The sequence below is a fragment of the Streptomyces sp. Ncost-T10-10d genome, from assembly GCF_900091955.1.
In the GTDB taxonomy this organism is placed as follows: domain Bacteria; phylum Actinomycetota; class Actinomycetes; order Streptomycetales; family Streptomycetaceae; genus Streptomyces.
This window is the reverse complement of the sequence record NZ_FMDF01000098.1, coordinates 1-12295: the sequence shown is the minus strand read 5'-3', so window position 1 is coordinate 12295 and position 12295 is coordinate 1. Positions and strand designations below refer to the sequence as shown.

At 75.3% G+C, this 12295-nt stretch carries 6 protein-coding genes; 3 read left to right on the top strand and 3 right to left on the bottom strand.

Annotated elements, in window-relative coordinates; translation table 11 throughout:
- The 3 genes from GA0115254_RS14555 to GA0115254_RS14545 all read right to left on the bottom strand — a co-directional run.
- Window positions 1–1507, bottom strand: a 1507-nt coding sequence (locus GA0115254_RS14555; protein WP_141720830.1) for a type I polyketide synthase, incomplete at its 3' end; no start/stop codon positions are given.
- A 37-nt stretch (window positions 1508–1544) separates the two neighbouring features.
- Window positions 1545–5075, bottom strand: a complete 3531-nt coding sequence (locus GA0115254_RS14550) for a non-ribosomal peptide synthetase (protein WP_093895694.1) — start codon at window positions 5073–5075, stop codon at window positions 1545–1547.
- Complete coding sequence (locus tag GA0115254_RS14545; RefSeq protein ID WP_218105543.1) at window positions 5072–7444, bottom strand: lantibiotic dehydratase; 2373 nt, start codon at window positions 7442–7444, stop codon at window positions 5072–5074. Before GA0115254_RS14545 ends, GA0115254_RS14550 begins: the two co-directional genes overlap by 4 nt.
- A gap of 158 nt (window positions 7445–7602) precedes the next feature.
- Here GA0115254_RS14545 and GA0115254_RS14540 point away from each other — a divergent pair, with 158 nt between their 5' ends.
- From GA0115254_RS14540 to GA0115254_RS14530, 3 genes are all read left to right on the top strand, one after another.
- On the top strand, window positions 7603–8826 hold the full coding sequence (locus GA0115254_RS14540; RefSeq protein ID WP_176740127.1) for a potassium transporter TrkA: 1224 nt from the start codon (window positions 7603–7605) through the stop codon (window positions 8824–8826).
- Window positions 8823–10772 carry a non-ribosomal peptide synthetase gene (locus tag GA0115254_RS14535; protein WP_176740126.1) on the top strand — a complete coding sequence of 650 codons (1950 nt, stop codon included), beginning with the start codon at window positions 8823–8825 and terminating at the stop codon, window positions 10770–10772. Before GA0115254_RS14540 ends, GA0115254_RS14535 begins: the two co-directional genes overlap by 4 nt.
- On the top strand, window positions 10769–12295 hold a 1527-nt coding region (locus tag GA0115254_RS14530), incomplete at its 3' end, for a beta-ketoacyl synthase N-terminal-like domain-containing protein (RefSeq protein WP_141720829.1). The genes GA0115254_RS14535 and GA0115254_RS14530, both read left to right, overlap by 4 nt.

The following is a 12295-nucleotide window of genomic DNA, read 5'->3' as shown; positions in this document are numbered from 1 at the left end:
GCCGGTGCTCGCGCCGGCCGACCCGCAGCGTGTGCGCCACGTCGGCGATGGCCGGTTCGGACCGGTCGGCCAGGTGCGCGGCGAGTTCGTCCACGGCGGTGGCCAGGGCCTCGGGGGTGCGCGCGGACAGTTGCAGCAGGTGCGCGGACCGCTCCGACGGGGTGCCCGCCGGGCTCGGCGCCTCCTCGAGGATGACGTGCGCGTTGGTGCCGCCGATACCGAACGAGCTGACCCCGGCCCGGCGCGGCGTGCCGTCGGTGTCCCATTTGGCCAGCGTGGCGTTGACGTAGAACGGGCCGGTGCGGAAGTCGATGGCGGGGTTGGGCGATTCGTAGCCGACGCTGGGCGGGATCATCCGGTGGCGCAGGGACAGCGCCGCCTTGATCAGTCCGGCGGCCCCGGCGGCCTGGCTCAGGTGGCCCATGTTGGACTTGAGCGAGCTCAGACCGCACCAGCCCCGGTCGCCGGTCTGCCGGCCGTACGCCTGCGACAGCGCCCGCACCTCGATCGGGTCGCCGAGGCGGGTGGCCGTGCCGTGCGCCTCGACATAGCTCACCGTCCGGGGGTCGACCCCGGCCACGGACAGGGCCGTCGACACCACGGCGGCCTGCCCTTCCACGCTGGGCGCGGTGAAGCCCACCTTCCCGGCGCCGTCATTGTTGACCGCGCTGCCCCGGATCACCGCGTGCACGTGATCGCCGTCGGCCAGGGCGTCGGACAGCCGCTTGAGCAGCACCATGGCGCCTCCGGAGGCCCATACGGTGCCCGTCGCGCCGGCGTCGAACGGGCGGCAGCGGCCGTCGGCGGACTCCACCCCGCCCTCGGTGTGCAGGTAGCCGTGGTTGAGCGGCAGCTCGATGGACGCGCCGCCGGCCAGGGCCAGATCGCATTCGCCGCCGCGCAGCGCCTCGCAGGCGGTGTGCACGGCGACCAGCGAGGTGGAGCAGGCCGTGTGCACGCTGACGCTCGGTCCGCGCAGGTCGAGGTGGTACGAGGTGGTGGTCGTGACGTAGTCGGCCAGGTTGGCGTTGGACAGGGCCATCGAGCCGTCCAGGGCGTCGAGCACGGCGCGGTTGGCGCCGAGGTGCCGCCAGTAGTACCGGGTGGGCCCGACCCCGCCGTAGACGCCGATGTCCCCGTCGAAGCGCGTCGCGTCGTAACCGCCGTGCTGCAGCGCGGTGTTCGCCAGCTCGAGGAAGAGCCGGATCTGCGGATCGGCCAGCTCCGCCTCACGGCGGGTCATGCCGAAGTAGCCGTAGTCGAACGACTCGGGGTGGTCCAGGGTGGACACCACCGGCACGTACGACGGGTCGTCGGCCACCGCGGGGGATACTCCCGCGGCGAGCAGCTCGGTGCGCGGCACGGTGCGGGTCGACACCACACCGTCGACCAGGTTGCGCCACAGGGCGTCGACGTCGGCCGCGCCGGGCAGGCGGCACGCCATTCCCACGATCGCGATCGGTTCGACGTCGTCGTCGCCGCCGGGGATGTCCTGCGGGGTCGTCATTTTTGCCTCTCCGAGTCCGGAAGCCGGGCGGTGCTGTTCAGTTCGGCCCACGCCGCCGTGCGGCGCGGGCCGGGGCGCGGCGGCGGCGTGCCCGGCCTCGGTCGGTGCCGCGGTCCGCACCGGCTGCCGGTGCGGCACCGTCGAGATGGGCGGCGAGCGCGCGGACGTTCGGGTGGTGGAACAGGTCCACGACCCTCAGGTGCCGGCCGAGCACGTCCTCGAGTCGCTGCCGCACGGTGACGAGCAGCAGTGACGTTCCACCGACATCGAAGAAGTTGTCGGTGGTCTTGATGTCGTCGCGCTCCAGGACCTGCCGCCAGACGGCCAGGACGGCCGCCTCGGTGCCGCCGCCGGGGACGGGGAGCGCCGGGAGGGCCGACGGCACGACCGGCGCGGGGCCGGCGGTCGTGCCCTCGAACAGATCGGCGTACGGATCGAGGCCGATCTCCCCGGCCGGGCGGTCCGGCGCGTCGAGGAAACCGTCCAGCAGGTGTACGTAGGCGGCGAGGAGCCGCTCCGCGCGGGCGGTCGTGAAGCGATCGGTGTTGTGGACGAGTTCGATCCGGTAGCGTCCGTCGGCCTCGGCGGCGTACACGGTCAGGTCGAACGGGGCCCCGGGTACGGGTACGGGTTCCGCCGTGACGTCCAGTCCGGGCAGTTCGAGCTGCGGCTGCGGGAAGTTGTAGGCGTTGAACAGCACCTGGACCAGCGGCTGGCGGGACGCGTCGCGGGGCAGCCGCAGCGCCTCCACCAGGCGCTCGACGGGTGCCTCGGGGTGGGCCAGGGCGTCGAGCAGCTCGTCCCGGGTGTCCCGCACCTGCGCCCGGAAGCTCCGGCCGGCGGCCGGGCGCAGCCGCAGCGGCACCACCTCGATGAAGAAGCCCACGAGATCCAGGAACGCGGGGTGCCGGCGGTCCACCGCGGGCGTGCCGATGACCAGGTCGTCGCGTCCGGCGAGCCGTCCGGCGAGCTGGCCGAGCACGGCCAGCAGCACCGCCGACGGCGTCGCCCCGCAGTCACGGGCCAGCGCGTGCACCGCCGCGGTGGTCCCCGCCCCGAGGAGCGTCTCCACGCGCCCGCCCCGGAAGGTCTGCTCGGCCGGGCGGGGGTGGTCGCCGGGCAGTTCCAGCACGGGCGGCACGCCGTCGAGGTGCTCCAGCCACCAGCGCAGATCGGTGTCGGCGCGGCGGTCCGCCCGGTCCGCCCGCCAGGCCACGTAGTCGGCGAACGAGGCCGCCGCGGGTGGCAGCGGTGCCGCCCGGCGCGCGTACGCCGTGCCCAGGTCGTGCAGGAACAGTCCCTGCGACCAGCCGTCGAAGACGGCGTGGTGGGCGGTGACCGCCAGCACGTGCTCGTCCTCGCCGACCCGGAGCAGGCGGGCCCGCCAGAGCCGGTCGGCGGCCAGGTCGAAGCGGGCCCCGGCGGCCTGCGTGAGCTGCGCGGCCAGGGTGCCGGCTCGTTCCGCCGGAGGAAGCGTCGTCAGATCGGTGACCGGCAGGGGGATGTCGCCGGGTGGGTCGATCACCACGGCCGGCGCGCCGTCGACGGTCGGTATCCGCCAGCGCAGCACCTCGTGCCGCCGGGCGACCTCGGCCAGGGCGGACCGGAGCGCCGCCGTGTCCAGCGGGCCGTGCAGCCGCTGCGCCAGCGCGATGTTGTAGGCGCCGCTCTCCGCCGTGAGCTGGTCGAGGAACCACAGCCGCCGTTGCGCCGGCGACAGCGTCGGCGGGTTGCCGCTCGTCAGCTCCGGGCCGGCCGGCGCGGCAGTGGCCAGGGCGGCGACGAGGCCGTCGACCGTACGGCCGCGCAGGACGTCCTCGATCCGTACGTCCCGGTCCAGGTCGGCCCGCAGCCGGGCGACCAGCCGCATCGCGCCGAGGGAGTGGCCGCCGGCGTCGAAGAAGGTGTCGTCGCCGGAGCGCACCGGCACGCCCAGCACGTCGGCCCAGGCCCGGGCGACCACGGCCGCCTCCTCGCTGTCCGGCTGCCAGCCGGCGCCGGGTTCCGCGATGGCCGGTGACGCCAGCTCGTGCAGCGCCGCCCGGTCGGTCTTGCCGGACGCGTTGCGCGGCAGCGCGTCGAGCCGGACGAAACGCGCGGGCACCATGGCCGCCGGCAGCAGCCGGGCGCAGTGCTCGCGCAGGGCCGCGTCCGACGGTGCCCGCGCGGGCGTCAGGAACGCCGTCAGCAGGGGTCCCGCCGCGGTCGGGACCAGGTCGACGACCGCCTGACGGACCTCGGGGTGGCCGGCCAGAGCGGCTTCCACTTCCCCCGGCTCGACGCGGTGACCGCGAACCTTGAGCTGCCGGTCGGCGCGGCCGAGGTAGCGCAGGGCTCCGTCCGGTTCCCAGGCCGCCAGGTCGCCGGTGCGGTAGAGCCGCCCTCCCGACCCGGAGAAGGGGTCGGCGACGAACCACTGCGCGGTCAGGCCCGGACGTCCGAGGTATCCGCGGGCCGGCCCCGTGCCCCCGACCAACAGCTCGCCCGCCGTGCCGACGGGCACCGGGCGCAGCGCCGCGTCCACCACGTACACGCGCAGGTTCGGCAGCGGGCGGCCCATCGGCACCGGCCGGGTCCAGTCGCCGGTGGCGTCGTGGGCGGTGGCCTCGACCGTGGTCTCCGTCGGGCCGTAGGCGTTGACGAAGCGCAGCCTCGGCGCCTCGGCGGTGCCCGCCCAGCGCCGCACCTGATCGGGCGCCACCGGTTCGGCGGTGGCCACGAGCACCCGCAGCGCGGCGAAATCGGCCGGGTCCAGCAGCGGCAGCATCGACACCGGCGGGGTGGCCCAGGTGACGTGGTGGGCGGCGGCGAAGCGGCCGAGCCGCTCCGGTGAACGGCGGTCGGCCTCCGGCACCAGGCCGACGGTGCCGCCGGCGGCCAGCGTGGTGAAGACCTCCAGGACGCTCACGTCGAAGCCGAACGACGCGGTGGCCAGGGCGATCGTGTCCGTACCGATCCCGAATCGGTGTGCGGAGGCCGTCAGGAACGCCGTCACGCTGCGATGGGTGACGACCACGCCCTTCGGGGCGCCGGTCGAGCCGGAGGTGTACATCACGTACGCCGGGTTGTCCGGGGACAGGGCCTCCAGGACCGGGTGGTCCGGGGACGGGCGGTCCGGGGAGGCCGGGCCGTCGGCCGGTGCGGTCACGAACAGCCGGTCCGGCGCCGCGTCGGCGAGCAGTGCGCGGCCCTCCGCGTCGACGACCGCGAGCTCCGCACCGGCGTCGTCGAGAACGGCCAGCAGCCGGTCGCGGGGGTGCGTCGGGTCCAGCGGCACATAGGCACCGCCCGCGAGCATGACGCCCAGCATCGCCGCGATCGTGTGCGGCCGGCGCCGGCCGCACACACCGACCGTGACCTCGGGTCCGACACCGAGGTCACGCAGCGTCCGGGCGAGTCCGCCGGCCGAGGCGACCAGTTCGGCGTAGGTCATCGCACGGCGGCCCTGCCGCACGGCGATGGCACCGGGGCGTCGCCGCGCCGCCGCCAGGACGGCCTGTGGCACGGTCGGCGCGGTCGCCGCGAGCAACTCTCCCCTGCCCCAGCGCTCGGGCACGGCCTCAGTCATCGGCACTCCCCGCGGCGTGCGGCGGCACGAGCGGATCGCGGACCTGCACGCGCAGCTCGGAGTAATAGGTGCGGCCGGCGGCATCCGGCACCCAGGTGTCCTCGGGGGAGCGGCAGCACCTCCGTGACCACCACCTCGACGTCGGGCCCTGCGTCCAGACAGGCACGGCGCACCATGGACGCGAGCGAGTACACCAGCGGCGGGCTGGTCAGGTCCGCGTATGTGGGCTTGAGTTCGGTGCCGAGGCGGATGAACACCCGGTCCGGCAGACCGAGTTCCGACGCCCAGCGCCGGGCCGCGAGATACCGCTCGGCATAGCCCTTGGCCGTGGCCAGGCCGGTCGCCCCGACCGTGCAGCGCCAGGTCTCGCGCTCCACGACGAGCCGGTCGATCGCCACCCGGGGGGTGTGCGGACCGGCCGCGACCAGCTTGAACGCGTCCGCCGTGTGCATGGACAGGAAGTCGGCGAACAGCTCCAGCAGCGGCCACTCCTGCCCGTCGGCGTGCTGCGCCACCAGGTCGCCGTCCCGCTCGGTCACCGTCAGCGCGGTGACCGGGAGCAGCCGGGAGTGCTCGGCGCCGGGCGCCGGTACGAAGCCGAGCTGCCAGTTGTCCGGCGACCACAGCAGATCGGCGACCCGGGCGGTCATCCGGGGGAAGTCCTCCGGCAGCAGCAGCTGCACCCGGTCCTTCCCGAGATCCCGGTCGATCGCGGACCGCAGGGCGCCCGGTCGGGGGTGGGCCCGGCTGAACACGCCGGTGCACAGCGTCAGATACGCCGCGTGCAGCTCACCGAGCACCACCGTGTAGTCGCCGGTGGCCAGCTTCTCCGGACTGGGCGCGGCGATCTGCAGGTCCGGGCTGTGGATACGGGCGGTGGACCAGCCGGGACCCGGCGCGTCGAACAGCTCGGCGGCCCGGGTGGACAGCTCCGCGGAGCGCAGCCGCACCCGGCGGGTGCCCGGTGCCGGTTCCGTCCCGCCCGTCAGCTCGGCCCACCGGTCGGCGAAGGCGGCCACGACGTCGTCGACCGGCCGTCGGGCGGCGCCGAAGAACAAGCCGTGGGCGAGATAGCGCAGATCGCCCAGCGGCACCTCCCGGGTGCCGAGGTCGGCGCACAGGTCGGCGTAGACCTCCCGCAGCGCCTGCCGGTACGCCGACGCCAGGGTGTGGCTGAGCCAGCGCGCGGCCGTGAGCAGCACGTCGAGTGCGGGCGCCAGCTCCTCGAGCAGCGGCCGGCCGAACGACAGCTCCAGGTCGCGCACGGAGTCCTCGTGGCACAGCGTGCGTCCGGCGTACGTCTGCCCCGCCCTGCGACGGCTGTCGAGCCCGGTCAGCTCGTTGAACACCTCGTCCAGCCGGACCGTCGCGGCGTGCAGGGCGGCCGGGTCGCCGGCCGCGGCGGCCACCGCGGAGCGGGCGGCGTCCAGTCGGCCGAACTCCTCGCGGGCGGCCTCGCGGGCGGCCGGATCGCCGATCGCGTCGACGGCCGCGTGCAGGGTCGGTTCGGCGGTCAGGTTCAGCGGCAGGTCGATGCCCCAGCGCAGCACGCCGCGCTCGGTGAGGCGCTCCAGCATCATGAACCCGTCCGCGCTGCGGCGGACGGGGTTGCCGCTGTCCGCGACGAGCTCGGCCACCAGCCCGGCGGCCGGGCGCGGCCCGGTCAGCAGGCCGAGCAGAGCCGCCTCGGCGGGGGTGAGTTCCACGGGCGGGGCCACGGGGCGATGCAACATCCCTCCCCGTACGGAGAGTTGGGGCTGCAGTGCCACGGGCAGGTGCGGCCGGAAGCGCGGATCGGAGGCCAGCCGGTCCGCGAACGCCGCCAGGGCCCACCACTCGAAGTACACCTGACGCCCGGTCACCAGGCCGGGTCCCGGACGGGCGGTCACCACGGCGTCGTCGTCGGTCAGCCGGACCCAGCACACCGGGCCGAAGAATCCGATGGTGTCGTTCTTGGCGCAGTAGCGCTGCCAGTAGCGGGCCACCACCGCCTGCCGGCGGCGGGTCTTGCGATCCGGCGGGGCGTCGGGGCCGGCCGCGCGCAGCCCGTCCAGGGACGCCAGCACGCCGGGGTTCTGCCAGGTGATCGCCTCGCGGAAGAGCGGGTCGCCGGCTATCTCGTACAACCGGGCGCCGATGACCGCGGCGGCCTCCCCGAAGGCTGCGCGATAGCCGGCCTCGTCGATGTCTCCGGCGAGACGGGCCTCGGCGGCCGAGGCGGCGGCGGCCGAGGCGAACACGCGCAGGCCCTCCGCCGGGAACCCGGTGGAGCGCAGGACGGCGTCGCGCCACACCTGCCAGCGGGTCCCGGGCAGGTCGGTCAGCCCGACCGGCTCCTGGCCGGTGCCGTACACGGCCGGCGCGGACATCGGCGACACCCTCAACCCAAGCTCCCCCCGGAAAAACGCCCACAGGTGTCCGGTGGTTCGCCGCCGACACCGCACCGCCGCCAGGAACACCGGCCGGACAGGGCTTAGTTGATCTCGCACTGAGTGGGCATGCTAACCACGCCGTCGGTGCTTGGGAAGTGTTCGAATACCTTGCCGCGGAGCCCTCCGGCGCGGCCGGTGAGGCGTTACTATCCAGCGGTGCCGATACCGAAGATCACTTTCGCGACCGCGAGACCGCACGGACGGGCCCCGGTGCGATGACGGCGGTGCCCACGGTCATGGTGATCGGCAGCGGTTCTCTGGCCGCCTCCGTCTGCGCCGCCCTGGCGACAGCGGCCGGCCCGCCGCTGCAGGTGGTCGTGGCAGCCCGCGGGGAGAGCGTCGGCCAACTGTGCGAACTGGCCGGTACGCGCGGGGCGCTGGCCGGTCGCGCCGTGCGCTTCCGGCCGCGGACGACCGGGCCGGACATGCGGGCCGCGCTGCCCGAGGTGATCCGTCAGGAGGCGCCGGACGGTGTGCTGCTGTGCGCTTCCCACCAGTCGCCGTGGGAGCGCCGCGGGGCGCCCTCGGCCTGGACCGCCCTCCTCGGGCGCGGTGGCTTCGGCCTGACCCTCCCGCTGCAGGCGGATCTCGCCGTGGTGGCCGGCCGGGCGGCGGCCGAGTGCGGCTCCTGGTTCGTCAACGCCTGTTTTCCGGACGCGGTCAACCCGGTGCTGGCCGCGCTGCGGGTGCCGGTGCTGTGCGGCATCGGCAACGTCGCGCTGCTGGCCGCGAGTCTGCAGGCCCGGCTCGGCCTGCCCGACCAGCGCCGGCTGCGGGTGGTCGGCCACCATGTGCACCTGAACCCGCCGGGCCCGGCGGGCGAGGCCCTCGGCTGGCTGGACGACGAGCCGCTGGACGGGGTCACCGCGGCACTGGCCGGTCAGCGTGCCTGCGACCGGTCGGCCCTCAACCACGTGACCGGACAGGCGGGGGCGATGCTGATCGACGCGCTGGCGAGCGGCTCGGAGCTGGACACCAGCCTGCCGGGCGTGGCCGGGCTGCCCGGCGGCTACCCGGTGAGGATCAGCGGCGGCCGCCTTGCCCTGCGTCTGCCGGCCGGACTGGGCCGGGCCGAGGCGGTGGCCGCCAACCAGCGGTGGTCGCAGGCCGACGGGATCGTCGTCGAGGGCGGGCGGGTCAGGTTCGCCCCGGCCGCGGCAGCGGCGCTGGCGGACGCCGAACCGGGCTGGGAGCCGGAGGAGTTCCCGGCCGAGCTGACCCCGGACGTCTGCCGCCGGCTGCTCGCGCTGCGCGAACGCCTGCGCCGCACACCGGCGGGGCCGTCCGCCGTACCGGAAGGGAACGGGGGAGCCAGGTGACCGCAACGACTCCGCACGACCGGCCGTTCCCTCCGGAACCGGACGGGGCACCGCCCGTGCCCTTCGCCGACCGGCACCGGCGGCAGACCGGGTACCGGCCGCTCGCCGGCCATGGGACGATCCCGGCCGCATTCGCGGCACAGGCCGCCCGGCGGCCCGACGCCGTGGCGGTGCTCGGTGAGGGCGAGCCGTGGACGTACCGCATGCTGGCGGACGCGGCGAACCGGACGGCGGCCGCACTCCGGGCCGCCGGCATCCAGCACGGTGATCGTGTCGGCATCCTGCTGGAGCACTCGCCGGAGACCGTGGCCGCGATTCTGGGCGTCCTGTTCGCCGGCGGCTGCTACGTACCGCTGGACCCGGCCCATCCCGTACCGCGCCTGGCACAGCTCGTCGCGCTCGCCGGCATCGACATCGTGATCGCCGACGGGGCCGGCCCGGTGGACCGGCTGCGGGCCGAACCGCTGCGCGTGGTGCCGCCACCGGGGCCGGCCGGTCCCGGCGGGCCGGACAACCGCCCCGACGAGCAGCCCGCCCGCCCCGACGACCTGGCCTATCTGCTCTGCACCTCCGGTTCCACGGGCCGGCCGAAGGGCGTGCCGCAGACGCACCGCAACGTGCTGCACGGAGTCGCCAACCACATCGAGAACTTCCGCATCACGGCCGCGGACCGGCTGAGCGTGGTGTCCTCCTTCAGTTTCGACATGGCGGTGACCGACACCTTCGCGGCACTGCTCGCCGGGGCGGCCACCGTCGTCGTGGACGTGCGGCGGCACGGCCCCGCCCACCTCGCACAGGCCCTGGCCGACCGGGGGGCGACGGTCCTCCACTCCACACCGACGGTGTACCGCTACCTGGTCGACGTGCTCGGGGAGCGGCGCCTGGACACGGTCCGCGCGGTGGTGCTCGGCGGCGAGACCGTGACCCGGCACGACGCGTTGCGCTGCCGCGCGCACTTCGCGCCGGACTGCGTGTTCGTCAACGGGTACGGGGCCACCGAGGCCAGCTTCGCCGTTCAGGACCACCTGCCGCCGGACGCCGCGCTGGAGCACGACGTCCTGCCCATCGGCTACCCGCTGGCCGGGTACGCCGTCTCGCTCCTCGGCCCCGGGGGCGACCCGTCGGCCGACGAGGGGGAGATCGTCATCCACAGCCCGTACGTCGCACCGGGCTACTGGCAGGCGCCCGAGCTGACCGCCGACCGGTTCGGCCGCGACGGCGGCACCGGACGCGGCATGTCGAGCTACCGCACCGGCGATCTGGGGCGCCGGCTGCCGGACGGCAGGCTGGCGTATCTGGGCAGGCTGGACCGCCAGGTGAAGATCCGCGGCATCCGCGTCGAACTCGGCGAGGTCGAGTACCACCTCGCCGCACTCCCCGGAGTGCTGCGGGCGGTGGCGGTCGCCCGGACCGACGACACCGGCCGCACGGAACTGCTGGGTCATGTGCAGCCCGTCGCGGGCACCCGGCTCGATCCCGAGGAGCTGCGCCGCCGGCTGTCGGCCCAGGTGCCGGAGCATCTGGTGCCGCGCCTGCTGACCGTCCTCGACGCTCTGCCGCTGACCAGCACGGGCAAGGTGGACATCGGGGCGCTGCCCGCTCCGCCGGCGCCCCTGCCCGCGGGACAGGGCCCGGGGCCGCGTACCGCCACCGAAGAGGCGATAGCCCGGGCCTGGTGCACGGCCCTCAAGGCACCGGCTGTCGTCACCGACGCCAACTTCTTCGACCTGGGCGGCAATTCGCTCCTGCTGGCCGATGTGCAGCGGTTGCTGCGGGACAGCCTCGGTGTACCGGTGCCGCTGCTGGACATGTACCGGCATCCGACCGTCGCCGCGCTGGCCCGCCATCTCGACGGCGACGCCGCTCCCACCGCTGCGCCCGGCCTGCGCCGGGTCACCGAACGGGCCGCGCGCCGGGCCCGCCGCGAAGGGAAGGGGCGGCGGTGAGCGAGTACGACGACCGCGTCGCCGTCGTCGGCCTCGCCGGCCGGTTCCCCGGCGCGGACAGCGTGCCGGAACTCTGGCGGCTGCTGCGCGACGGCGTCGACGCCGTCCACGACTACACCGAGGCGGAGCTGCGGCAACTCGGCATCGGCCCGGGGCTGCTGGACGATCCGGCGCTGGTGCGGTCCGGCGGGGTGCTGCCCGGTGGGACGCTCGACGGCATCGCCGGGTTCGACGCGGAACTGTTCGGCTTCGACGCCCGTGACGCCGCGCTGCTCGACCCGCAGCACCGGTTGTTCCTCGAGTCGGCCTGGGCGGCGCTGGAGGACGCCGGCTGCGATCCGCGGCGGCACGACGGCGATGTCGGGGTCTTCACCGGCATCTCCACCAACCGGTACTTCCTCTTCCACCTGCTCGGCAACCCCGCGGCCTCGGGTGGCGGCCCCGTCGACTGGGAGGCGCAGCTCGCCACCCGGCCCGGCGCCGACTACCTGCCCGCGCAGGTCGCGTACCGGCTCGGCCTGCGCGGACCGGCGATGGCCGTCCAGACCGCGTGCTCCAGCTCGCTCACGGCCGTCTGCGTCGCCGCGCAGAGCCTCCTCGACTACGGCTGCGACCTCGCGGTCGCCGGCGGTGCGAGCGTCTCGTTGCCGCGCCACCGGCACACGCCCGAGGGGCTGGTCTCACCGGACGGGCGGTGCCGGGCCTTCGACGCGGCGGCCGCCGGTACCGGGTACGGCACCGGTGCCGCCGCGGTGGTCCTCAAGCGCTACGCCGATGTCGACCCGGACCGCGACCGCGTACACGCCGTGCTGCGCGGCTGGGCGGTGAACAACGACGGCGCCCACCGCGCCGGTTTCGCGGCGCCGGGGGCGGACGGGCAGGCCGCAGTGGTCGCCGAGGCACTCGCCCGCGCTGAGGTGAGCCCGCACGAGCTCGGCTATCTGGAGGCGCACGGCAGCGCCACGGTTCTCGGCGACGCCATCGAGCTCGCCGCCCTGCACCAGGTCTGGCGGGCGGCCGGCGCGTCACCCGCCGGGTCCTGCGCGCTCGGCACCGTCAAGGCCAACATCGGCAACCTGGACGCGGCGGCGGGCATCGCCGGACTGGTGGCCGCCGTACGCGCCGTCGGCGAGGGCAGCGTCCCCGCCCATGTGCAGTTCCGCGAGCCCCACCCGGAACTCGGTTTCGGGGCCGGGCCGTTCACCGTGCCGCGGACGCTGCGGCCCTGGCCGCACGGCGGCAGCCGGCTGGCCGGGGTGAGCTCGTTCGGGCTGGGCGGCAGTAACGCACACGTGGTGGTGGAACAGGCCGCCCGGTCCGCTCCGGCACCGGCGGCCGGCTGGCAGCTGCTGCCGCTCTCCGCGCATTCCCCGGCGGCGCTCTCCGAGGCCTGCCGGCGGCTGGCCGGGCATCTGGAGACCGCCGGCCCCGGCCTGCACCTGGCCGATGTCGCCTACACCCTGGCCGCGGGCCGCCGGGTCCTGCCGTACCGGGCGGCGGTCGCCGCCCGCGAGCCCGCCGAG

Bases quoted from the DNA above. Each gene is read 5' to 3' on its own strand.
- GA0115254_RS14550 (WP_093895694.1), bottom strand. From the start codon at position 5,075: ATGACTGAGGCCGTGCCCGAGCGCTGGGGCAGGGGAGAGTTGCTCGCG.
- GA0115254_RS14545 (WP_218105543.1), bottom strand. From the start codon at position 7,444: ATGTCCGCGCCGGCCGTGTACGGCACCGGCCAGGAGCCGGTCGGGCTG.